20 protein-coding genes are annotated in these 20,896 nt (G+C 67.2%); 5 read left to right on the forward strand and 15 right to left on the reverse strand.

The features are described from left to right. Window positions 1-28: 28 nt before the first annotated feature. The 8 genes from HSX14_RS15235 to HSX14_RS15270 all read right to left on the reverse strand — a co-directional run bounded on the left by HSX14_RS15235 (window position 29) and on the right by HSX14_RS15270 (window position 8,245). A complete protein-coding gene (locus HSX14_RS15235) occupies window positions 29-556 on the reverse strand; it encodes a chemotaxis protein CheW (RefSeq protein WP_173175514.1) in 528 nt (175 codons plus the stop codon). Next, the gene (locus HSX14_RS15240; RefSeq protein ID WP_173175512.1) at window positions 553-2,715 is read right to left on the reverse strand and encodes a chemotaxis protein CheA; all 2,163 of its coding nucleotides are present in this window, start codon (window positions 2,713-2,715) and stop codon (window positions 553-555) included. Before HSX14_RS15240 ends, HSX14_RS15235 begins: the two co-directional genes overlap by 4 nt. Beyond that, window positions 2,715-3,020, reverse strand: a complete 306-nt coding sequence (locus HSX14_RS15245; RefSeq protein WP_173175510.1) for an STAS domain-containing protein — start codon at window positions 3,018-3,020, stop codon at window positions 2,715-2,717. The genes HSX14_RS15240 and HSX14_RS15245 overlap by 1 nt, the downstream gene beginning before the upstream one ends. Window positions 3,021-3,033: 13 nt before the next feature. Further along, complete coding sequence (locus tag HSX14_RS15250) at window positions 3,034-3,402, reverse strand: response regulator (protein ID WP_021217483.1); 369 nt, start codon at window positions 3,400-3,402, stop codon at window positions 3,034-3,036. Window positions 3,403-3,411: 9 nt separating this feature from the next. Continuing rightward, window positions 3,412-4,647 (reverse strand): methyl-accepting chemotaxis protein, encoded by a 1,236-nt coding sequence (locus tag HSX14_RS15255; protein WP_173175508.1) that lies wholly within the window; start codon window positions 4,645-4,647, stop codon window positions 3,412-3,414. Window positions 4,648-4,782: 135 nt separating this feature from the next. Next, the gene (locus HSX14_RS15260; RefSeq protein WP_173175506.1) at window positions 4,783-5,412 is read right to left on the reverse strand and encodes a response regulator; all 630 of its coding nucleotides are present in this window, start codon (window positions 5,410-5,412) and stop codon (window positions 4,783-4,785) included. After that, entirely contained in the window at window positions 5,409-7,232 is a 1,824-nt protein-coding gene (locus HSX14_RS15265) for a PAS domain-containing sensor histidine kinase (protein ID WP_173175504.1), read from the reverse strand. Before HSX14_RS15265 ends, HSX14_RS15260 begins: the two co-directional genes overlap by 4 nt. A 122-nt stretch (window positions 7,233-7,354) precedes the next feature. After that, a complete protein-coding gene (locus tag HSX14_RS15270; protein WP_173175502.1) occupies window positions 7,355-8,245 on the reverse strand; it encodes a formate/nitrite transporter family protein in 891 nt (296 codons plus the stop codon). A gap of 229 nt (window positions 8,246-8,474) precedes the next feature. Here HSX14_RS15270 and HSX14_RS15275 point away from each other — a divergent pair, with 229 nt between their 5' ends. Continuing rightward, a complete protein-coding gene (locus HSX14_RS15275) occupies window positions 8,475-8,801 on the forward strand; it encodes a hypothetical protein (RefSeq protein WP_173175500.1) in 327 nt (108 codons plus the stop codon). A 100-nt stretch (window positions 8,802-8,901) separates the two neighbouring features. Here HSX14_RS15275 and HSX14_RS15280 read toward each other — a convergent pair whose 3' ends face one another. Then, on the reverse strand, window positions 8,902-9,465 hold the full coding sequence (locus tag HSX14_RS15280; protein WP_173175498.1) for a GNAT family N-acetyltransferase: 564 nt from the start codon (window positions 9,463-9,465) through the stop codon (window positions 8,902-8,904). A gap of 216 nt (window positions 9,466-9,681) precedes the next feature. Here HSX14_RS15280 and HSX14_RS15285 point away from each other — a divergent pair, with 216 nt between their 5' ends. Then, entirely contained in the window at window positions 9,682-9,885 is a 204-nt protein-coding gene (locus tag HSX14_RS15285; protein ID WP_173175496.1) for a hypothetical protein, read from the forward strand. A gap of 646 nt (window positions 9,886-10,531) precedes the next feature. Here HSX14_RS15285 and trhA read toward each other — a convergent pair. From trhA to HSX14_RS15300, 3 genes are all read right to left on the reverse strand, one after another. Further along, window positions 10,532-11,149, reverse strand: a complete 618-nt coding sequence (trhA, locus tag HSX14_RS15290; protein WP_173175494.1) for a PAQR family membrane homeostasis protein TrhA — start codon at window positions 11,147-11,149, stop codon at window positions 10,532-10,534. Window positions 11,150-11,276: 127 nt separating this feature from the next. Then, entirely contained in the window at window positions 11,277-12,194 is a 918-nt protein-coding gene (ppk2, locus tag HSX14_RS15295; protein ID WP_173175492.1) for a polyphosphate kinase 2, read from the reverse strand. Between the two features lie 168 nt (window positions 12,195-12,362). Continuing rightward, entirely contained in the window at window positions 12,363-12,737 is a 375-nt protein-coding gene (locus HSX14_RS15300) for a hypothetical protein (protein WP_173175490.1), read from the reverse strand. Window positions 12,738-13,023: 286 nt separating this feature from the next. Here HSX14_RS15300 and HSX14_RS15305 point away from each other — a divergent pair, with 286 nt between their 5' ends. Next, on the forward strand, window positions 13,024-13,893 hold the full coding sequence (locus tag HSX14_RS15305) for a LysR family transcriptional regulator (RefSeq protein WP_173175488.1): 870 nt from the start codon (window positions 13,024-13,026) through the stop codon (window positions 13,891-13,893). A gap of 46 nt (window positions 13,894-13,939) precedes the next feature. Here the strand turns inward: HSX14_RS15305 and mep72 (HSX14_RS15310) are convergent, their stop codons facing one another. Both mep72 (HSX14_RS15310) and bamI (HSX14_RS15315) read right to left on the reverse strand, forming a co-directional pair. After that, window positions 13,940-15,781, reverse strand: coding sequence for a biofilm-associated metzincin protease Mep72 (gene mep72, locus HSX14_RS15310; RefSeq protein ID WP_173175486.1), 1,842 nt, complete (start codon window positions 15,779-15,781; stop codon window positions 13,940-13,942). Window positions 15,782-15,801: 20 nt separating this feature from the next. Next, the gene (gene bamI / locus HSX14_RS15315) at window positions 15,802-16,473 is read right to left on the reverse strand and encodes a biofilm-associated metzincin protease inhibitor BamI (protein ID WP_173175484.1); all 672 of its coding nucleotides are present in this window, start codon (window positions 16,471-16,473) and stop codon (window positions 15,802-15,804) included. Window positions 16,474-17,280: 807 nt separating this feature from the next. Between bamI (HSX14_RS15315) and bamI (HSX14_RS15320) the strand changes: the two genes are divergently transcribed. Both bamI (HSX14_RS15320) and mep72 (HSX14_RS15325) read left to right on the forward strand, forming a co-directional pair. Continuing rightward, on the forward strand, window positions 17,281-17,973 hold the full coding sequence (gene bamI / locus HSX14_RS15320) for a biofilm-associated metzincin protease inhibitor BamI (protein ID WP_175384259.1): 693 nt from the start codon (window positions 17,281-17,283) through the stop codon (window positions 17,971-17,973). Between the two features lie 20 nt (window positions 17,974-17,993). After that, a complete protein-coding gene (gene mep72 / locus HSX14_RS15325; RefSeq protein ID WP_173175482.1) occupies window positions 17,994-19,853 on the forward strand; it encodes a biofilm-associated metzincin protease Mep72 in 1,860 nt (619 codons plus the stop codon). A gap of 473 nt (window positions 19,854-20,326) precedes the next feature. Here the strand turns inward: mep72 (HSX14_RS15325) and HSX14_RS15330 are convergent, their stop codons facing one another. Then, the gene (locus HSX14_RS15330) at window positions 20,327-20,797 is read right to left on the reverse strand and encodes a hypothetical protein (protein ID WP_173175480.1); all 471 of its coding nucleotides are present in this window, start codon (window positions 20,795-20,797) and stop codon (window positions 20,327-20,329) included. Window positions 20,798-20,896 lie beyond the last annotated feature (99 nt).

A 20,896-nucleotide genomic window follows, 5' to 3' on the forward strand; every position in this document is an offset into this window, starting at 1 on the left:
TTCAGGACTCCTGTGCGCGTCTGCGCAATCAGACGAGGGACAGTCGGGGGGTGTTGCGCTGGCCGGCCAGCGCGGCGATCTGGTCGACGTTCAGCACCTGCTCCATGCGCAGCAGGGTGAGGAAGCGTTCGTCCACACGGGCGAGGTCTTCTATGTATTCCGGGGGTACGCGGCTGCCGAAAGCAGGGGCCTGGCGCAGGGCGCGCGGCTCGATCTCGGCGACGGCGGTGACGGCGTCCACCAGGGCGCCCATCAACTGGGCCTCGTCAGCGTCCTGCAGCTCGACGATGACGATGCAGGTGCGCGGGCCCAGTTCGGTGCTGCCGAGGCCGAAGCGCTCGGCGAGGTCGATGATCGGTACCACGGCACCGCGCAGGTTGATCACCCCGCGCACCAGCGGCGGCATCATCGGCACCTGGGTGATGGCGTGGAATTCGAGGATCTCCCGCACGTAGCGGGTGGCGACGCCGAACAGGTCACGGCCGACCCGGAAGGTCAGGTACTGGCGTTGTTCGTCGTCGACGAACTCCGGCAGGGGCAGGCTGGCGGTACTCATTGCAGGCTACTCCGTTGGCTGAGGGCGGCGCCGCTGGCGCCGGGGCGGCCAGGCTGCGCGAACTGGGCGAGCAGGCCGGGGATGTCGAGGATCAGCGCCACCGCGCCGCTGCCGAGGATGGTGAAGCCGGAGAGCGACGGAACCTGGCCGAATACCTTGCCGAGCGGCTTGATGACGGTCTGGAACTCGCCGTGGAGCTGGTCCACCACCAGGCCGGCGCGGACCCCGGCGTAGCTGACCACCACCACGTTCTCCCGGCGGGGCCGCAGGCTGGCTTCCTCGAAGAGGTTGCGCAGGCGGATGAAGGGCAGCACGTCGCCGCGCAGGTCCAGCTGGTCGAGGTCGTCCAGGTCGCTGCTGGGCAGCTCGATGCATTCCTCCACCATGTCCAGTGGCACCACGTAGCTGGAGCTGCCGACGCCGATGAGGAAGCCCTCGATGATGGCCAGGGTCAGCGGCAGGCGGATGCGTACGCAGGTGCCGGCGCCCAGCTGGCTGTCCAGCTCCACCGTGCCGCGCAGGGCGGTGATGTTGCGCTTGACCACGTCCATGCCGACGCCGCGGCCGGAGAGGTTGCTGATCTGGTCGGCGGTGGAGAAGCCGGGCTCGAAGATCAGGTTGAAGGTCTCCTTGTCCGAGAGCTGCTGGCCTTCGGTGATCAGGCCGCGCTGCACGGCCTTGGCGAGGATCTTCTGGGGGTTGAGGCCGCCGCCGTCGTCGCTCACTTCGATGACGATGCCGCCGGCTTCGTGGTAGGCGTTCAGGCGCACCACGCCCTGCAGGGGCTTGCCGCTGGCGCGGCGCTGCTCGGCCGGCTCGATGCCGTGGTCCATGGCGTTGCGCACCAGGTGGGTGAGGGGATCGCCGATCTTCTCCACCACCGTCTTGTCCAGCTCGGTGTCGCCACCGCTGATGTGCAGGACGATGTCCTTGCCCAGCTCCCTGGACACGTCGCGCACCACCCGCTGGAAGCGGTTGAAGGTGGCGCCGATCTGCACCATGCGCAGGGTCAGGGCGGAGTCGCGGACTTCCTCCACCAGGCGCGAGAGGGTTTCGGCGGACTCGTTCATGTTCACCAGGCCGCAGCCCTGGGCGAGCATGCGGGTGTTGGCGCCGGCGATGATCAGCTCGCCCACCAGGTTGATCAGCTGGTCCAGCTTGCCGGCGTCGACGCGGATCAGGTTGGCGTCGCCGCTGGCGCGGGCGGTTTCCTTGAGTGCCTTGCCGATGGCGGCGGTCTCGCCCGGTTCGGTGGCGGCCGGTGCCTCGGGGCTGGAACCAGCCTGGGCGTCGTTGGCCTGCGGGGCATCGAGGCTGGCCAGTTCGGCTTCGCTCAGGGTGCCGCAACGCAGCAGGCGCTGGCGTTGGGCGTCGCCTTCATCGGTCTGCTCGGCCAGCAGCTCGGCGTAGCGGGCGAGGGGCGCGCCGGGCGGCAGGATGCGGATGCGGCCCTCTTCACGGACGAAGTCGAAGGCGCCTTCGATCACCGCCTGGTCGGCTTCGGTGGTGAAGGCCACTTCCAGGCCCAGGTAGCAGGCTTCGGGATCGAGGGCCTCGAAGTTGGGCAGGTGGTCGAGCACCGGTTCGATGTGCAGCAGGTCGCCGAAGGTGACGAGGTAGCGCAGGAAGGACACCGGGTCCATGCCATCGCGCAGGCTGTCGGCACCGAAGCGCAGGGACAGGTGCCAGTGCTGGCTGGCAACGCCATCGCGGGGGGCGGTTGCGCACTCGGAGGGCGTTTCGGCGGTGGCGGCCGGGGTGCTGTTCAGGTACTGGCTGAGGCGTTGCACCAGTTCGGCTTCGTGGATGCCCATGGCCTCCGGCAACTCGGCCAGGTCGCGGCCCTCGGCGAGGTGGTTGACCAGGCCGGCCAGGTGGTCGCCCACCAGCAGCATCAGGGCGCTGAGGTCGGCGCTGAACGGCAGTTCGCCGGCGCGGACGCGGTCCAGCACGCTCTCGGCCACGTGGGTGAAGGCGACGATGGAGTCGAAGCCGAACAGCCCGGAGGAGCCCTTGATGGTGTGGGCGGCGCGGAAGATGGCGTTGATCAGTTCGGGGTCTTCCGGGGATTGCTCGATCTGCAGCAGGGCGTCTTCCATCTGCTGCAGCAGTTCCCGGCTTTCGGCGATGAAGGTGCCGATCACGCTGTCGAGGTTCATCAGTGCAGCCCTCCGATGGGGAGCAGGTCGCGCAGGCCACTCAGTTGCAGGATCTCGGTCATGGCCAGGCTGGCCCCTTCGAGGCTGAGGTGGACGTGTTGGCGCCGGGCTTCCTGGCAGGCCGCCAGCAGCAGCTGCAGGCCGGCGCAATCCACTTCCTCGATGGCGCTGAGGTCCAGGTGCAGGGCCACCGCGCCTTGCAGGGCGTTGGCCAGCAGCAGCTTGGTGTCGGCGGCGGTGTAGATGGTCAGCGCGCTGTCCAGGGCCAGGAGGCGGCTGCCATCGAGGGACTCAAGGGTGCTCATGGCAGTCTCCCGATCAGGGCAGGATCAGCTTGGAAACGGCCGTCAGCATCTGGGCCGGCTGGAAGGGCTTGACCACCCAGGCCTTGGCCCCGGCGGCCTGGCCTTCGGCTTTCTTGGCGTCGCCGGCCTCGGTGGTGAGCATGATCACGGGGGTGAACTTGTAGGCCGCCAGCTGCTTGACGTTCTTCAGGAAGGTGATGCCGTCCATGTTCGGCATGTTCACGTCGCTGATGATCAGGTGGACCTTGCGGCCGTCGAGCTGGGTCAGCGCGTCCTTGCCGTCGACGCCTTCGAGCACGTCGTAGCCGGCGGTTTTCAAGGTCATGCCCACCACCTGGCGGATGGAGGCGGAGTCGTCGACGATGAGAATGGTCTTGGCCATGATCTGTCCTCAGAAGAAGGTGATGTCGGAAGCGGAATGGCTGGCACCCGCGCTGCCCGAGCCGCCCTTGCGGCCGTGGTGGATGGCGTGCTGTTCGGGGGTGGTGTAGGTGCTGGAGAGTTCGTCGAGCCAGGAGCGGGCGTCCACGTGGCGGGCATCGTCCTCCACCAGGTGCTGGGCCAGGCGGCCGATGTCGTCGCGCATGTGGCCGAGCATCTGGCTGACCCTGTCCTGGAACTGCAGGGCCACCAGCACCTCGGAGATTTCCTCGCCGACCACGGCGTTGTCGTTGCGCAGGGCGTTGCCGTGCTCCACCAGGCGAGTGGCGCCGGAGCGGAACTGGGCGATCACCTGGCGGATCACCTGGCTGGCGTTCTCCAGGGTCCCGGCGTCGCGGGTGGCGTGTTCGTTGGAGACCTGGAGGGTGCGCTCGATGGCGCCGCTGACGGTCTCGATGGTGTCGCCGATGCGCTTGCCGGTTTCCTCGGAGAGGGTGGAGAGCTTGCGCACTTCGTCGGCGACCACGGCGAAGCCGCGGCCGGCCTCACCGGCGCGGGCGGCTTCGATGGCAGCGTTCAGGGCCAGCAGGTTGGTCTGCTTGGCCACATCGCCCACTTCCTTGGCCATGGTGCGCAGCTGGGCGGTGTAGCTGTTCAGCCGCTCCACCTCCTGCAGCAGGCTCTCCTTGCTGGAGAGCGCCAGGCGCAGCTGGCTGACGATGTCCTCCAGCTCCACCTCGCTCTGGGCCAGCAGGGTGACCAGGGCATCGCTGTCGGCCTGCATGCCGCTGGAGACGGCGTCGCTGATGCGGCCGGCGAGGCGGGCGAAGCGCTCGGACAAGGCTTCGATGGCGGTCTGGGTCTGGTGGCGGGCGGATTCGATCTGCGCCGACCAGATCGGCGCGATGCTGACGCACAGCTCCGGCAGGCCCTGCACATGGCGCTCGGCTTCGAGTCGGGCACCTTCGGCCAGGGCTTCGTCGCGGGCCCGGTTGAGTGCCTGTTCATGAACGGCGCCGTGCTGGGCGAGGACGACCCACAGCAGCAGCGTGGGCGCCACGGCCGCCAGGGCCCAGGCCGGGGAGGGGAACTGGCTGGCCGTCCAGAACAGCAGCGCGCAACCGGCACCGCAGAGGGCGATGGGCAGCCAGGGGACGCTGGAAGTGGGGGTCGGGCTCGTCACGGTCGCGCTCCTTGAGGACACGGGGCCCGCAGCGGCGATGCGTTGCGGGGGTGTGTCCAGCATGAGCGCGAGGGGTGTCCGGCCCTATCGTCCTATCCCGGTGATGGCATAGGGACATCCTGTTTTTATGTAGGGATTTCCCGAGGGGCTTGCTCAGCTTCGCATCACAGCGGAGTGGCGCCATGCGGCGCCGGCCGCTCAGGCCGTCAGGCCGTGGGTCATGGCGTACTTGATGATGTCGGCGTTGCAGGTGAAGCCCATTTTCTCCATCAGCCGGGTCTTGTGGGTGCTGACGGTCTTGTTGCTGATCACCAGCTGGTCGGCGATCTGGTTGACGCTGAGGCCCTGGGCCAGCAGGCGGAGGATCTGGAACTCGCGGTCGGAGAGCTGAGCGGCCGCGTCGTCCGTGGGGCTGCTGCTGGCGAAGGCGAGCTGCTCGGCGATACGCGGGTCGAGGTAGCGGCCGCCGTCGGCCACCCGGTGGATGGCGGCGAGCAGGGTTTCCGGGTTGTGGTCCTTGGTCAGGTAGCCGCTGGCGCCGGCGCGCAGGGCGCGTTGGGCGATCTGCGCCTCGTTGTGCATGCTCAGCACCAGGATCGGCAGGCGTGGATAGCGGCCGTGCACGCGGCTGATCAGGTCCTCGCCACTGAGCCCGGGCATGCTCATGTCCAGCAGCAGCAGGTCGAATTCGCCCAGCCGCAGCTGCTCCAGCACCTGGGCACCGTTCTCCGCCTCGGCCGCCACCTGCAGGCGGGCGTCGAACTCGATGAGTTGCTTGAGGCCGCCGCGCATGATGGCGTGGTCGTCGGCGATGAGGATGCGGGTCATGCAGTCTCCGTAGGCTCGTTGACGGGAAAGGTGGCTTGCACCGTCGTGCCCTGGCCCGGGTGGCTGAAGATCACCACCTCGCCGCCCAGGCTGGTGCCGCGCTCGCGCATGCCGGCCAGGCCCAGGGAGCGCCTGCCGACCTTGGCCGGGTCGAAGCCGTGGCCGTTGTCGGTGATGTCCAGCACGTAGCGGTCATCGACCTGCTCCAGGCTGACCACCGCGCGGCTGGCACCTGAATGACGAGCGATGTTGGTGAGTGCTTCCTGGACGATGCGGAAGGCGGTGGTCGCCTGGCTGTCGTCCAGTGCCGGTGCTCCGCTATGGGCCACGAGCTCGAAGGTGATGTGCGCATGGTGGCTGCGGAACTCGTCGATCAGCCACTCCAGGGCCGGGTAGAGCCCCATGTTCAATGCTGCTGGACGCAAGCTGGTGGCGATGAAGCGCACCACGCCGATGGTGCGATCGCACAGGGCCATGAGCCGTTCCACGTCCTCACCCAGCCCCGGGGCCTGCTCGCCGTACTTCAGGCGCAGCAGGGAAATGCCCATGCGCAGGGCGGTGAGGTGCTGGCCCAGTTCGTCGTGGATCTCCCGGGCGATCAGCTTGCGCTCCTCCTCGCGGGCGCTTTCCCGGCGACTGGACAACTCGCGCAGCTGGCGGTTGCTGGCCGCCAGGCGCCGTTCGGCCTTGCGGATGCCGCTGATGTCGCGGGCCACCGAGATGACGCTGGTCACCTCGCCCTCGGCGTTGCGCTCCGGCACCAGTTGCATGAGGTAGTGGATCTGCTGGTCGCTGGGGCCGTCGATGCCGTGGATCAGTTCCTCCTCCATGGACTCGCCGGTGGCGGCGACCTCGCGCACCAGGTCGCCCATGATGTCGACCTGGGAGTTGTCGCCGAAGACTTCCCGTGCCGGCCGGCCACGAGCCTCCACCAGAGGCAGGCGGCATAGGGCTTCGAGGGCCGGGTTGGCGTAGAGCAGGCGGAAGTCGGGGCTCAGCCGGCCGATGGCGTCGTGGGTGTTCTCGATCAGCGCACGGAATTGCCGCTCGTTACGCAACAAGGCGTTGGCAATGCGCCGCCGTTCGGTGAAGTCGTGCATCAGTACGAGGCTGTAGGGGCGCTGGTCGTAACGGAATCTATTGAACTGCAACGTCACATAGCGTGGAGACTCCTCTCCCGGGGCGTGCAGCTCGCAACTGAGGACGCGCTGGGTGTCCAGCGCTTCCTGCAGGCCATCCTCGCGGGCGAACAGTTCTGCGAACTGCTCCGTCAACAGGGAAAGCACCGGTGCCAGCGGCTGACCGACGAGGTGCTGGCGCGGCTGGCCGATCAGTTGGCAGGCGGCTTCGTTGAGATAGCGGATGTTCTGCTCGCCATCGAGCAGCAGGGCGCCATCGGCGGTGTAGTCCAGGGCGAAGCTCAGCAGGTGCATCTGCTCGGCCCGCTCCCGGTGCCCGGCAAGGGGTTGCAGGCGCACCAGGTAGTGGGTGGGCTGGCTGCGACCGTCCTCCACCATGCTCAAGCCCAGGTGCAGCCAGCGGTGCTCGCCGGACGAGGTGGTGAAACGCATCTCGCCGCAGGACAGGTCGTCGTGCTGGCGACGTGCACGGTCAAGGGCCTCGCCCATTGCCTGGCGATCCCCGGGGTGCAGCAGGCTGTCCAGTCGTATGCCGAGCAGGGTCTGTCGGGAGCGCCCGAGCAGCTCCTCCGAGGCTCGGTTGACGTGGCGTACGGTGCCGTCCAGTTCGAGCAATGCCAGCCCCACCGACGACGACTCGAATGCCCGACGAAAGATATCTCCCCCGGCGCTGTGGCCCATGACTCCCCTGCTCACATGCGGTGCGACTGACGGAGTATGGATCAGTGGCGAAATGCTGGCAGGATTTTGCTCAGGCCAGGCATGGGTGCGGCAGATCCGGGCAGACGGCCGCCTCCTCCCGCTCAGCGCTTTCGGGGTCTTTGCGGCGGCGCGTCTGAGCGGGCCTCGTGCGGCGGCCTGGGGCTGTCGCCGTCGCTGCGCACCTGGGCATGGCTGATCAGGGCGAAGATCAGGCTGCCGCCGACGATATTGCCGGCCAGGGTGGGGCCGGCGAAGGTCAGCCAGAATTCGCGCCAGTCGAGATGCCCGGCGAACACGAGGTAGGAGACCTCGGCCGAGCCGACCACTATGTGGGTGAAGTCGCCGAGCGCCATCAGGTAGGTGATGAGGATGATGATCCACAGCTTGGCGCTTTCCTGGGAGGGGATCATCCAGACCATGGTGGCGATCATCCAGCCGGAGACGATGCCCTTGGCGAACATCTGCCCGATGTCGTTCTCCATCACCTTGCGGCCGATGTCGAGGAAGGCGGCGTCGGTGGCGGCATCGAAGATCGGCAGGCGCAGCATCACCCAGGCCACCAGCAGGGTGCCGGCCAGGTTGCCCGCCAGCACCACGCTCCACAGGCGCAGCAGGCGCCCGACGTTGTTCAGGGTGGGTTTGCTCATCACCGGCAGCACGGCGGTGAGGGTGTTCTCGGTGAACAGTTGCTGGCGCGCGAGGATCACCGCGAGGAAGCCGGCGCAATAGCCGAGGCTGGCGATCACCTTGCTCGCCTCGCCGTCGGGCAGGCGCGAGTTGAACAGCCCCATGGCCATCAGCGACAGGCCCATGGTCAGCCCGGCGGCCAGCGCCGACCACCAGAGCGCGGCGACGTTGCGCTCCAGTTCCTGGTCGCCCTGGGTGCGGATGATCTCGTGCAGCACCGCCGCGCGGGGCGGCTGGTTTTCGTTGACGTCCTGCTTCTCGCGGGCGGATAGCCCCGGCGTCTTGCCGTCGTTGGCCTGGCTCATGCGGGTTACCGTTGTGGTTGGGCGTATCGGTTGATCGTCGGAAGGCCCGGGAAGTTCGCCGGCTCGTGCTTGTCAGTGGCGGGTGGCTGGCTACGCTTTCATCACCCCATCGACGATACGCCGCGAGCGGCGCCGTCGATCACAGCGAGGCGGGGCCGCTCTGGGCGAAGGTGGCGGCCGTGCCGGTGGTTCGCTACACGGCCTTCGGCTTCCAGGGCAACGAAAGAAGATGGGATGGGACCTGAGCAAGCGCAACGGCGCCGGGCACAAGGGATTCGTCACCGACCTGGCATTCCATGCGGCGGAGCAGGGCGAGCCCGCCTACCAGGACAGATCGGCCGGCTGTGGAGACACCCAGCAGGGCTGCACTTATTTCAATATCGATGGCTTGAGCGTCTGCATGGTGGGGCATATCCACGTGCAGTTGCAGGTGGCGCGTAGCGGCGCCGGTTCGTCGGCGGGCTGGCTGGGCTGGTCGGCACGGCTGGCCGAGCCCCGTTTCGCCGCGCTGGCGGGGGCCGGTCACTTGCCGATGGGAGGAAGGCAGGCCCGTTGAGGGGCCTGCGCGGAAGGAGCCTCGGGCAACGCCGTGCCCGCTGGCGTGAAGTGGACCCCCGCGTTCGCGGGGATGACGGGGTAGCGGAAGGCGGCGGGGGCTACAGGTCCAGGCGGTGGATGACCTGGGTCGGGTCTTCCTCGTCGCGACGGCGCTGCAGGCCGAACTTGCGGGCCAGGCCACGCATGCCGGCGTTGCTCGCCGAATCGATGGAGTACAGCTGGCGGAAGCCGTTGCGACGGGCGCAGTCCGCCAGGTGCTGGAAGAGGATGCCGCCCAGGCCGCGACGCAGCCACTGGTCGGCCACCGTGACCGCGAACTCGCATTGGCCGAGCTCGCCGACCCGGGCGTAGCGGCTGATGCCGACTTCCAGCAGCTCGCCGTCCACGTGCGCCAGGGCGACGAGGGCGACGCGATCCTTGTCATCGACGTCCATCAACTGGTCGAGCAGGGGCGGGGCCACCTCGCGGAATTCGCCCAGGAAGCGGTTGTGGCGGGCTTCCGGGGACAGGCGGTTGATGAAGGCGCGTTCGCGCTCGCGGTCTTCCGCACGTAGCGGGCGGATCAGCACGTGGGTGCCGTCTTCCAGGGGCTCGATCCAGTACTCGCCCCGGGGCGATGCATGCAGTGGCTTGGCTGCGAGGGCGGCGTTGAGAGCGGACATGGCTGTCTCCAGGTAGGGGGAAAAGGGGCGGCGCGTTGCGCCTGTGCCTCCTGTTTACCCTCATGGCGGGACGCCTGATTGATCGAAGTCAAAATGCACGGGTCGGTGCCCTGCGCCGGGTTGTCGCAGGGGCCGCGCGGAGGGGACTGACCCAGGTCAATCCGTCCCCCGTGGCGGGCAGTAGCGTAAGGATGAAACCACTGCCGGAGAACACCCATGGACACTCGTGACTGTGCATCCGCACACGCGCTGATCGAATTGCTGCTGATGGGCTGCGACGGCCAGGAGCGGCCTTCCTCGCCACTGCTGGCCGGGCTGCTGTCGGCCCGGACGCCGGGCGCACGCCCCGCATCCCCGCATATGGGCAACGCGCTGATGTCCGGCGGCCTGATGCCCCGGGCCTATTCGCGCAGGGATTGACTAGCCCCTTTCCAGCCAGACGACCGCAGGAGCGAATTCATTCGCGATGGGGTGCGCGGGTGTTCGCAGTGCTGTGCTGGCTGCAGGTCTTTCGCGAATGAATGGGCTCCGTCTGCGTTAGCTGTCGTGAGCTTGATTCGAAGCCTCAAGCACAGTGTTTTTCCGGGTATTCATGGCTCCCTGTCACGCCCGCCGCGTGGGTTTCGCTTCGCTCTACGCCACCCTACGGAAGCCATCGCGCCCCGAACGTGATGCGCACACCGATGAGGATGCTGGCGAAGACGTTGGAGCAGCGGAAACGCCCCTCCAGGAGGCCGAACGCAGTCGTTGCGCCGGGGGACGAGCGGCATGGATGCCGCGAGAGGCGCGCCAGGCCATGGATGGCCCATCGCGCCGGCCCCCAGAGCGACAACGGAGTGAGGGCACCCGACGCAGTCGGGCCGGATGATGGGGCAAGCTCTTTTGGTTTCTTTTGGGTGGTTCGGCACCCCGACGACTGCGAAAAGTGACTCGCCCGGGGGGGCGAAACCAGAAGCATCAGCAAAGCTCGGCAATCAGCTGGGCTCGAAACCTTCTAGCAACAATTAACGCACACAGATCCTATGACTTCGTTCCCACAGGGTGGCAGAGGGATGATTACCGGCCGTTATATTACGAATCGTACTATCGCCACGAAGTGCAGCAGGCTCCCGGCGATGACGAACAGGTGCCAGATGCCGTGCCAGTGGCGGAAGCGGCTGTCGAAGGCGAAGAAGATGATGCCAACGGTGTAGAACACCCCGCCGGCGGCCAGCCAGGTGAAGCCGGTGGTGCCCAGGGCGGCGATCAGGGGCTTGAGGGCGATGAGGACGATCCAGCCCATCACCGCGTAGATGATGATCGACAGGACCCGCGCCTCGGAGCGGGGCTTGATCTCCTGCAGCATGCCGATGATGCCGAGCGTCCAGACGATGCCGAACAGCGTCCAGCCCCAGGCGCCCTCGAGGGTGACCAGGCAGAAGGGCGTGTAGCTGCCGGCGATCAGCAGGTAGATCGACAGGTGATCGAGCTTGCGCATGATCACCTTCGCCCGCCCGCGCACGCTGTGGTAGACGGTGGAGATGCTGTAGAGCATCACCAGGGTCACGCCGTAGATGGCGACGCTGACGATCTTCGTCGTGCTGCCATCCAGCGCCGCCAGCACCAGCAGCCAGACGGCGCCGATGCCTGCCAGCAGCGCGCCGACCAGGTGGGTCCAGGCGTTGAAACGTTCTCCGTGATACATGCACCGCTTCCTCGAATCGCCGCGACGTTGCAGCGCGCCGGTCTTGATAGCTGAAAATGCCGGGCGCCGCGATAGTTCTGTGTCTGCGATGCCTTCTCACGCGGGTGAGTCACGCCGGAGATGATGCTCAGTAGACCTCGGGCACGAGGATCTCGCGGGGCGTCGGGTTGCGCACGTAGTCGGCGTGGCGCAGGCGCTGCGGCAACTGGACGCTGGGCTGTTCGACTTCCTCGTAGGGCATCTGGCCGAGCAGGTGGTGGATGCAGTTGAGCCGCGCCTTCTTCTTGTCGTCGGCCTGTACCACCCACCAGGGCGCCTCCTCGATGTGGGTGCGTTCGAGCATGATTTCCTTGGCCTTGGTATAGGCCTCCCAGCGCCGGCGGGACTCCAGGTCCATGGGGCTGAGCTTCCACTGCTTGAGCGGATCGTGGATGCGCGCCAGGAAGCGCAGGTGCTGTTCCCTGTCGGAGATGGAGAACCAGTACTTGATCAGCTGGATGCCCGAGCGCACCAGCATCCGCTCGAACTCGGGCACGGTGCGGAAGAACTCCTCGTACTGTTCGTCGTTGCAGAACCCCATCACCCGCTCGACGCCGGCGCGGTTGTACCAGCTGCGGTCGAAGAGGACGATCTCGCCGGCGGCCGGCAGGTGCGAGACGTAACGCTGGAAATACCACTGGGTCCGTTCGCGGTCGTTGGGGGCGGGCAGTGCGGCGACGCGGCATACCCGGGGATTGAGGCGCTGGGTGATGCGCTTGATCACGCCACCCTTGCCGGCGGCGTCGCGGCCCTCGAAGAGGATCACCACCTTGTGCCCGGTCTTGACCACCCAGCTCTGCAGCTTCACCAGCTCGCCCTGCAGGCGGAACAGCTCCTGGAAATAGTTGCGCCGGGCCTGGCGTTCGGGACTCTCCTCGAGATGGTCGTCGAAGTAGGCGTCCAGGTCGTGGCCGTCCTCCAGCAGCTCCAGTTCGAGCTCTTCGTCGCTGTGATCCAGCAGTTCACGATGGATGCGCTGTGCCAGCAGGTCGTTGCCAATGCTCATCCGCCACCTCCTTGGTTGATCGATCCGGCGGAGGTTATGACTCTTTTGTGACGCGCAGGTGACAGGGGCCGGAAACGAGCGAGCCCGCAGGGGCGCGGGCTCGTTGCTCGGGGCGTTAAAACCCGGCGCCCCGCACATCCCTGTGCTCAAGGCGACGGGGGGAAAGCGTCAGCTGCAGGGGGCCTGGGGGCCGCCGGTCATGGTTTCGACGTTGTTGAGGATCTGGTTGCCCTTGTTGATCTTCTGGGCGTTCTCGACGTCCTGCATGGTGTAGCTGTTGTAGCCGTTGTTGGCGTTATTCATGTTGGCCTTGGTCTGCATGATGCTGGTGCCGATTTCCAGCAGGCTGCGACCGGTGGAGATCAGGTCCGCGGTGGCGTTGGGCGTGCAGGGGGCATTGGCCGATGCGACCTGGGTGCCGGCGGCGGCGTTGGCGGGCGGCGGGGTGAACAGGCCTTGGGTCTGGCCGTTCTGCGGGATGCAGCCGGTGGTGAGCAGGGTGGAGGCGAGGGCGAAACCGGCGGCGATTCCTTGGAGTTTCATCGGGGCATTCCTTTGGTGCGTGATCCGGGCCTGCTGGGCGGCAGGTGTCGTTATCGGCGGGCGGCAGGGTGTGCCGCGTGGACCCGGAGCTGGCGGCGGGCCGTGGCGCCTGGAAGCAGTCTAGGGAGGGGGACCAGGCTCTTGAATAGTACGGGTGTGCTAGTGCCTGTGAACCATTCGCCACTTCGCGTGTCCCGGCCCGTGTCCGAGGCGCCGCGCCATGCATGAAGTCGGCTCGCCGCCGCGCTTATAATCGCCGCGTCCCCCCATTCGGAAACCAGCCCTCATGCTCAGTGCCGAGCTCAAGGCGTTCTACATGGTCGCGCGCCTGGGCAGCATCACCCAGGCCGCCAAGAAGCTGGGCCTGAGCCAGCCGACCGTCACCACCCAGATCCGCAACCTCGAAGCCCAGTACAGCGTCGAACTCTTCCACCGTGGCGGCCGCCGGCTGACGGTGAGCGAGGAGGGCGCGCGCCTGCTGCCCATGGTCAAGGCGTTGCTGCAGCAGGAGGCCGACATCGAGTTCTTCCTGCGCAACAGCGGGCAGATGCAGGGCAGCCTGCGCATCGGTGCCACCTCTCCCTATTACATCCTCGCCCTGGTGCGGGACTTCCGCGAGCGCTACCCGCAGATCGACGTGTCGGTGGAGATCGGCAACTCCCAGCAGGTGCTGGAAGCGCTGGAGGAATACCGCGTGGACCTCGCCGCCTCGTCGCAGAAGCTCGACGACCAGCGCCTGGTGCGCCTGGTGCTGGGCAGCGACCCGCTGGTGCTGGCGGTGCACCGCAGCCACCCGCTGGCCGGACGCCGGGCGGTGGCCATCGCCGCCCTGAAAGGCCACAACCTGCTGATGCGCGAGCGCGGCTCCATCACCCGCCAGCTCACCGAGGCGCTGCTGGACAAGGCCGGGCTGGACATCGGCCCGCTGCTGGAGATCGGCAGCCGTGAAGCCATCCGCGAGGCGGTGATCCGCAATATCGGCATCAGCATCATCGCGCGGCATGAAGTGCCGGATAACCCCGAGCTCTGCGTCATCGAGCTGGAGCAGGCACCGCAGATCGACGAATACCTCTATTGCCTGAAGGACCGCCGCCAAGCGCGTCTGCCGGCCGCGTTCATGGCCGTGGCGCACGAGGCCTGCGAAGAGGGCCGCTGACGGGCCCGCAGAAGGGAAAGCCCCCGGCAGTGCCGGGGGCCGTGGCTCAGAGCCGGTTGAAGCTGACGTTGTCCAGGTACAGGGACTGGTCCTTGCGGGTGCCCAGTACCAGCAGCTCCACGCGGCGGTAGGTGCCGGCGGGGATCTGCACGTCCTGTTGCAGGCGGCTCCAGGCGCCGCCCACGGTGCCGCTCATGCCCAGGGGCAGGTAGCGGCCCTGGCCGCTGGTGTCCTCCAGGTACAGGTAGCCGTAGGTGAGGCCCTTGATGGCGGCGTTGCGGCCGATCATCACGTCGGCGGCCAGGCGGTAGCCGAAGCCTCCCTGCACCTTGCCCTGCAGCGGGATGCTGGCACCGCTGCCTTCGTACAGGCGGGCGTAGCTTTCCAGCGAGGTGCCGGTGTTGCCACCCAGGGTCACCAGGCGGGTGGTGCCGTGGAAACCGGCCCAGCCGGCCGCGCCGTTCTCGAAGTTCCACGCCAGCGTCGAGGGGACGGTGGGGGTGGTCGGGGTGGTGGGCTTCGGCTCGGTCACCTCGGTCAGCTCCACCTCATCCACCAGCACGCTCAGGCCGTCGCGGCTGATCAGGCCGACGTAGGTGGTGCGCGGCGGGGTCTGGGCGCGGGTGTAGGTGAAGGTGCGCTCCAGGGTGGTGAACTCGCTGCTGGTCACCGACTGGGTCACGCCCGAGGCGCCGCTGTAGCTGATGCGGTCGTTGGCCTCGTGGAGGATGCCCAGGTACAGGTTGCCGCGGGCGTTGGCGCCCTTGAGCATGACCTTGGCGCGCAGGCGGTAGCGGACGCCTTCGCGCAGGGCGGCGACCGGGGTGGCGAGGATGTCGCTGCCGCCGTTGGGCAGTTCCAGCAGCAGGGCGTTGTCGCGGCAGGTCTTGCCGACGTTCACCAGGCTCGTCGTGGCATAGCCCAGCAGGGCCTGCCAGCCCTCATCGGTACGGAACTCACCGTTGGCCACCAGGCCCTTGAGCGCCGGCTTGTTGCACCAGGCCGGGGTCGGCGTGGTGGGCGGCGTCGTCGGGGGCGTCGTCGGCGGAGTGGTCGGGGTGCCCGGGTTGGTGGGGTTCTGCGTCTCCGGCACCTTGGTGGCGCGCAGGGCAGCGATCTGCGCGGCCATGGCGTTCAACGCGCGAGCGGCGTCGGCCTGGTTCTCCTGGCCGCAGGCCTGGTTGGCGCAGGTGCTGTCCACCACGCGCGGCGAGGAGAACAGCGGGGCCTGGACGCGGGCGTTGAACACATGGGGGTAGCCCATGATGGTGGAGAACTGGCCCTGCACGCCGTAGCCACGGCTCCATTCGAAGGTGCCCTGGTGCCAGCTGGACTGGTAGTAGCCCTCGGTCTGGTCCTGCTCGTAGGAGTGGCGCAGGCCCATGTTGTGGCCGATCTCGTGGGCCATGGTGCTCAGGCTGCAGTCGACGCCGGTGATGGCGTAGGCGCTGTTGGCGGAGCCGGAATTGAAGGTGCCGCTGTTCTTCGGCCCGGAGAGCACGTAGCCGATGCCGCACACGCCGTAGCCCTGGCCGTCCTGGGTGCGGCCGATCAGGTGGACCATGTCGGCGCCGTAGGTCTCGCGCAGCTGCTGCACGCGGCTGTCGGCGGCGAAGGCGGCCAGGTCACGGCTGGAGACGGTGGGGTAGCTGGCCCAGTCCAGCAGCTGGCGATGCACCAGGCGCAGGCGCAGGTCGACGTTGCTTTTCTTGTAGGCGTTGTTGGCGTACTCGATGTAGCTGGCGATGCGCGCGTCCATGTCGCGGCCGTTGGGCAGCGCCTGGGCGTCCTTGGTGTAGAGCACCAGGATGTCGACGGTGCGCGGCTCGGCCGCCTGGGCGGTCTGGACGGCGACGGCCAGCAGGGCACCGATGAAGAGTCTGTTCATGGGGGACGTTCCTTGTTGGATCAGCCCTGGGCGGGCGGCGGCAGGGGGGGCAGTTGCTTGGCGTCGGGGGTGACGATCGGGTCCGGCGTGGCGCGCATCAGCAGCGCGTTCTGGTCGGTCACCTGGGTGGCGCCGGTGGCGTTGTCCACCACGAAGGACAGGGTCTGGTCGGGGGTGGCGAGGGTGATGTGGGTTTCCAGCTGGCCCTTCACCACGGTCAGGGTGTCGGCGTCGCTGCCGCCCTCCACCGGGCCGCTCCACACGGCGGTGCTGCCGGTGTTGTGGGTCTCGTCCAGCTTGGCTCGCAGGGGCTCCTGGCGGCCGGGTACGCCCAGTTGCAGGGTGCGGCCCACGGCGAGCGCGCCCAGCAGGTCGGGGGAGGTCCGGGTGTGGTAGACGGTCATGCCGTCCTGCTCCTCGGCCTGCAGGGTGTCAGGCGCCCACAGGGCCAGGGTGGTGGCCGGGGGTACATCCTGCGGAGCGGCTGGTGAGGCTTTCGCGGCGACCGGGGCAGCGGCCTGCGGCAGGCTGCCGGCGTCTGCCAGGGACGGCGACGGGGTCGGGCGGGTGTCGGACGGTGCCGAGGCCACCGGGGCCTGATCGCCTTGTGCTGGCGCGTCCTTGAGCAGGACGGCGAGGGTCGTGCCGGCCGTCACCAGGGCGACGGCCGAGTAGAGCCAGGTTTTCCGCATGGGGGGTTCTCCTTCTTCTTCACCCGGTCCGGGCCGGGTATTTCGTGATCCGCCGCTGCACGTCCGTGATGCGCAGGCGGGGTCAGTCAACGGGCAGGCAAAGGCCGGCCATTGAATTCAATGACGACGCAAGGGGCTGTTCGGTTGAGCCGGTGAAGTAATTCAAAAATGAAGTGGGTGCTACTTATTCAAACGTGCGGTGTCGGTTTGAATTGAAAAGTTCGTTTTTACTATCAGATTGCCAGCGTCTTAAGTTGCATGAAGCCAACTAAGGGAATAGCGAGGAAGTTAAGCGGTACGCACTGGGATGCTTCACAAACTGTTGTAATCAAAGGGTTTTGTCTGACAATTCCGTCGATGATGGCGACGTGTTATCAGCTGTTTGCTGTTGGATGCCGCCGGATTTCGCAATTACCCACGATTGGCGGCGAGGCTGTCAAACCAGCAATGTGCGAGAAATCCCAATTATCCCGATGACCATCGAGGAACTGTTTAAGGTGGTGGTTGGTTCACTTGCGGAAGTTGAACGCGTTCAACTTTCTTCACGTCGTACAACGTCCTTCAGGAGGCGAGAAATCGGCAGCAGACGGGGCAGCAGCGCAATGGTGTGATCCAGCGCTTTGCTAATAGCGAAAGCGTATTTATGCCGCGTGCAGGCACTGTGATATCAATTTTCTGGCGTCAATAAATCGAACAACTGGCCGTTACCCCTCGCAACGGTCGAACCTGTTCCACGGTTCGTCAGGGATGCTCTTCCGTGGTTTCGCTGCCACCCGGCTGTGCTGGGTGAAACATGGGAAGGTGGTCATGCCCCGTACGCTCCTCTACCTGGCGGTTGCCCTGGTCACATCAGGTGTCACCCTTGCCGTCCTCCTGCGCGATACCCCAGCGGCTCCGGCCGTTACCCAGCACACCCCATTGCCAGCAGCCCCGGCGGCTCCGTTGCCCGTCGCCCCGGTCATGGCGGGCGCCCCCGTGGCGGCCAGCCCGATGCCGGTTGCGGTGAACGTGGTGCCGGCACCCCACGTCGCCACGCTGCCCGTGGCGGACGCCGCCGCCGACACCCTGGTCGAACTCTGGGACAGCCACTCCCTGGTCCCCGAGCAACAGCAGGAAATGACCCTTTACCGCACCCAGGTGGCGACCACCTCCCTGGGCGAGCTGGCCGTCGGCAAGACCCTGCAGCTGGGCGTGCCCGGCCGCCAGGCACCGCTGCGCGCCACGCTGGACGAAACCCACAACACCGGTGGCGCTGCCGTCTGGAGCGGTCCGGTGGAGGGCGGCCAGCCGGAAGACACCCTCACCGTGGTGAAGGGCCAGCTGGAGACCCACATCACCCTCGCCACCCGCGAGCAGACCCTGTCCATGGTGGTGGACAACGCCACCGGCAGCACCCTGGTGACCGACCAGAACCAGTTGCTGATGCGTGCCACCCCGGACGCCCTCGTGACCCCCGATTCCACGCCGTTGCAGCCCCTCCCGCCGCCGACCCGCGGCTGAGCGCTACAGGAACGATCACCATGAAGAAATTGCTCGCCTGCCTGGCCCTGCTCCTGCTGGCCCCCTTCACCCACGCCGCCACCACCGAACCGCGCACCGTCGACATCCTGGTGCTCTACACCAAGGACGCCCAGGCCCTGCCCAACGGGCGGGACATGAACGCCCGCATCGCCAGCTACATCGAATTCGCCAACAACGCCTACAAGAAAAGCAACGTCAACCTGCGCCTGCGCCTGGTCAACGCCCAGCCGCTCACCTGGGCCAGCTACCCGACCATCTCCGACAAGGACCTTTCCGCCTTCGCCGCCGACAGCCGCGTGCAGCAACTGCGCGAGACCTACGGCGCCGACGTGGTGCAGCTGATCAGCCGCACCCAGGTGGGGCAGGGCTATGGCGTGTGCGGCATCGGCTACGTGCTCTCCGGGCCGAAGAACAGCGGCACCTTCCAGAACGGTGCCTGGGCCAGTGCCTATGGCATCACCGGGGTGGACTGCAGCCTGAGCACCATGGCCCACGAGATCGGCCACAACATGGGCCTGCGCCATTCCTACGAGCAGGACCAGACCGAGGGCTACTACACCTACCTGGCCCGTGGCATTCACCAGGGCACCTACGAATGGGGCCGTGGCTACGGCGTGCAGGGGCGCTTCTCCACCATCATGGCCTACCCCCAGGTGTTCAACGCGTCCGTGCAGGCACCGCTGTTCTCCACGCCTAACGTGGTCGATACCACCTGCGCCAACCAGGCCTGCGGCCGTGCCAGCTTCGCCGACGCCGCCCGCGCGCTGAACGACATGGCCGCGCAGATCGCCGCGCTGCGTCCGACCAAGGTGCCCGAGACGGTCAACCCGACCTCGACGCCCACTACGCCCACGACCCCCACCACGCCGACCACGCCCACCACCCCGGCGACGCCCACTCCGCCGGTCACCACGGCCTGGTGCGACAAGCCGGCGCTCAAGGGCCTGGTGGCCAACGGCGAATTCCGCACCCTGGATGGCTGGAAGGCCCTGCTCAACCTGGCCAAGCTCAGCACCCTCAACGTCGGCAAGACCTGCCGCGACGACGCCCTGCAGTTCGAGCTGCCGGCCGGCCGCGACGACGTGCTGGCCACCTCGGTGGGCGCACTGAAGGTCGGCGCCACCTACCGGCTCAAGGCCAAGGTGATGCTCAAGGGCACCAACGTGCGCGGCAACGTCTACCTGGGCATGCTTCACGAGGAGAGCGCCGGCATCAGCTACAGCACGGCCAACGGCGTGATCAAGTCGGTGACCAGCACCGAGTTCACCCCCATCGACGTCACCTTCGTCTACCAGCCGCCGGCCAGCGTCATCCGCAACACCTACCTGGGCCTGGTCAGCGTCAACCGCCTGGCCGTGTTGCTGGATGAGGTGGAACTCAGCGAAGTGACCCCCACCAATCCCGTCACCCCGGCGACCCCGGCCGCCTTCAGCTGGAACTTCGACAGCGCCATCGGCGACTGGGCGGGCTTCTACGGCAGCACCCGGCTGACCGCCCTGGCAACCACCGGCAAGTCCCTGGAGGTCTACGCCCGCAAGGCCGACGGCACCGGCGCCAGCCTGCTCCTGGCCGGCAAGGTGCAGCCGGGGCTGTCCTACCGCTTCGCCGCCGACGTGATGGTGAGCCGCACCACCAGCATCGCCGCGCTGGCCTATGCCTACCTCTACCTGGAAGACACCGCCGGCAACGGCCGGCTGCTGTCCCTGGGCGTGGTGAACACCCAGGGCGGCGCCTGGGGCAAGCTGCAGCAGAGCTTCCAGGTGCCGGCCGGAACCTACCGGCGCATGGAGCTGATGGTGCTCAGCACCCGTGCCGACCAGTCGCTGTACCTGGACAACGTCACCCTCAACCGGCTTTAAGCCCGCACGCCCGGTCCCTGTTGTAGGGGCCGGGCTTTTCATTGGCTACGTCCTAATCGCTTATCGCGACTCTTCACCCCTCTAGAGCAGCCTTCCCGGCTCACCTCCTCGCATGGCAAGCGCGCACGCTGCGCTGTTGCCAGGCAAGGAATGGTCGGGCGGGGGCAGTGCCCCTTCAGGAGGCCGAGCGGAATCGTCGTGGAAGGGGTTGAGCGACATGGATGTCGCGAGAGCGCTGTCAGGCCATGGATGGCCTGTCAGCGCGTGCCCCTGGAGCGACGATGGAGGGAGGGAACCCGGCGCAGCCGGGCCGGATGCAGGGGCGAGCCTTTTTGGTTTCTTTTTTGGCGACTGAAAAAAGAGACTCGCCAGGCAAGGCGAAACAGGTGATATCCGCAAACTCGATAACCAGCTTGGCACCGCAATTCGGTGCTTCGACATCAGCCTTTTCCGTACCAGCCCCGTCTTGCCTCTTACTGCCTCGAAAAGAAATCAAAACGCGCGCCGGCAGCGCGGACGAGCGTGGCGATGTCCGCCTCCTGTTCCGGCAGCCCCGCGAAGATCACCTGCAGGCCTTCGAGTCGCTGGCCCTTCAGCGCACCTTGCATGACCGCGGCGTCCAGCGCCGGCGCACCCCCGATGACCAGAACGCGCGGGGTGGACGAGCGCGCCACCTGGCTCAGCAGTGCTGCCAGCTGAGTGGCGTTGGCACCGCCGCCGGAGGCGATCGCCAACTGGTCTGCCAGGGCCCCGTGGCTGGGGATGGTGACGGTGACCAGCTCGCGTGCCTGCGTGGGGTTCGGTGTTTTCGCCAGGGCCTCGGCCAGGATCTGGCCCTGCTTCTTCTCCGGCGGGTGGGTGCTGCAGCCACCCAGTCCGAGCACCATGACGGCCAGTGCCAGGGCAACGGCGCGATGGGTGCGGGGGCGGTGTTCGTTCGGCATGCTGAGTCTCCTTCTCCATGAGTCGATGGGCCCTGAAGCCCGTCCGGCGCGGCTGCGCCGGACGCTGCGCACACTACCAGAGCGCTGGCCTATACCAAA

Origin of the sequence: Pseudomonas tohonis, assembly GCF_012767755.2 — a bacterium.
Classification (GTDB): domain Bacteria; phylum Pseudomonadota; class Gammaproteobacteria; order Pseudomonadales; family Pseudomonadaceae; genus Metapseudomonas; species Metapseudomonas tohonis.

Excerpts from the sequence above, each read along its gene's own strand:
- HSX14_RS15235 (WP_173175514.1), bottom strand. The coding sequence starts at position 556 with ATGAGTACCGCCAGCCTGCCCCTGCCGGAGTTCGTCGACGACGAACAA.
- HSX14_RS15240 (WP_173175512.1), bottom strand. The coding sequence starts at position 2,715 with ATGAACCTCGACAGCGTGATCGGCACCTTCATCGCCGAAAGCCGGGAA.
- HSX14_RS15245 (WP_173175510.1), bottom strand. The coding sequence starts at position 3,020 with ATGAGCACCCTTGAGTCCCTCGATGGCAGCCGCCTCCTGGCCCTGGAC.
- HSX14_RS15250 (WP_021217483.1), bottom strand. The coding sequence starts at position 3,402 with ATGGCCAAGACCATTCTCATCGTCGACGACTCCGCCTCCATCCGCCAG.
- HSX14_RS15255 (WP_173175508.1), bottom strand. The coding sequence starts at position 4,647 with ATGCTGGACACACCCCCGCAACGCATCGCCGCTGCGGGCCCCGTGTCC.
- HSX14_RS15260 (WP_173175506.1), bottom strand. The coding sequence starts at position 5,412 with ATGACCCGCATCCTCATCGCCGACGACCACGCCATCATGCGCGGCGGC.
- HSX14_RS15265 (WP_173175504.1), bottom strand. The coding sequence starts at position 7,232 with ATGGGCCACAGCGCCGGGGGAGATATCTTTCGTCGGGCATTCGAGTCG.
- HSX14_RS15270 (WP_173175502.1), bottom strand. The coding sequence starts at position 8,245 with ATGAGCCAGGCCAACGACGGCAAGACGCCGGGGCTATCCGCCCGCGAG.
- HSX14_RS15275 (WP_173175500.1), top strand. The coding sequence starts at position 8,475 with ATGGGATGGGACCTGAGCAAGCGCAACGGCGCCGGGCACAAGGGATTC.
- HSX14_RS15280 (WP_173175498.1), bottom strand. The coding sequence starts at position 9,465 with ATGTCCGCTCTCAACGCCGCCCTCGCAGCCAAGCCACTGCATGCATCG.
- HSX14_RS15285 (WP_173175496.1), top strand. The coding sequence starts at position 9,682 with ATGGACACTCGTGACTGTGCATCCGCACACGCGCTGATCGAATTGCTG.
- trhA (WP_173175494.1), bottom strand. The coding sequence starts at position 11,149 with ATGTATCACGGAGAACGTTTCAACGCCTGGACCCACCTGGTCGGCGCG.
- ppk2 (WP_173175492.1), bottom strand. The coding sequence starts at position 12,194 with ATGAGCATTGGCAACGACCTGCTGGCACAGCGCATCCATCGTGAACTG.
- HSX14_RS15300 (WP_173175490.1), bottom strand. The coding sequence starts at position 12,737 with ATGAAACTCCAAGGAATCGCCGCCGGTTTCGCCCTCGCCTCCACCCTG.
- HSX14_RS15305 (WP_173175488.1), top strand. The coding sequence starts at position 13,024 with ATGCTCAGTGCCGAGCTCAAGGCGTTCTACATGGTCGCGCGCCTGGGC.
- mep72 (WP_173175486.1), bottom strand. The coding sequence starts at position 15,781 with ATGAACAGACTCTTCATCGGTGCCCTGCTGGCCGTCGCCGTCCAGACC.
- bamI (WP_173175484.1), bottom strand. The coding sequence starts at position 16,473 with ATGCGGAAAACCTGGCTCTACTCGGCCGTCGCCCTGGTGACGGCCGGC.
- bamI (WP_175384259.1), top strand. The coding sequence starts at position 17,281 with ATGCCCCGTACGCTCCTCTACCTGGCGGTTGCCCTGGTCACATCAGGT.
- mep72 (WP_173175482.1), top strand. The coding sequence starts at position 17,994 with ATGAAGAAATTGCTCGCCTGCCTGGCCCTGCTCCTGCTGGCCCCCTTC.
- HSX14_RS15330 (WP_173175480.1), bottom strand. The coding sequence starts at position 20,797 with ATGCCGAACGAACACCGCCCCCGCACCCATCGCGCCGTTGCCCTGGCA.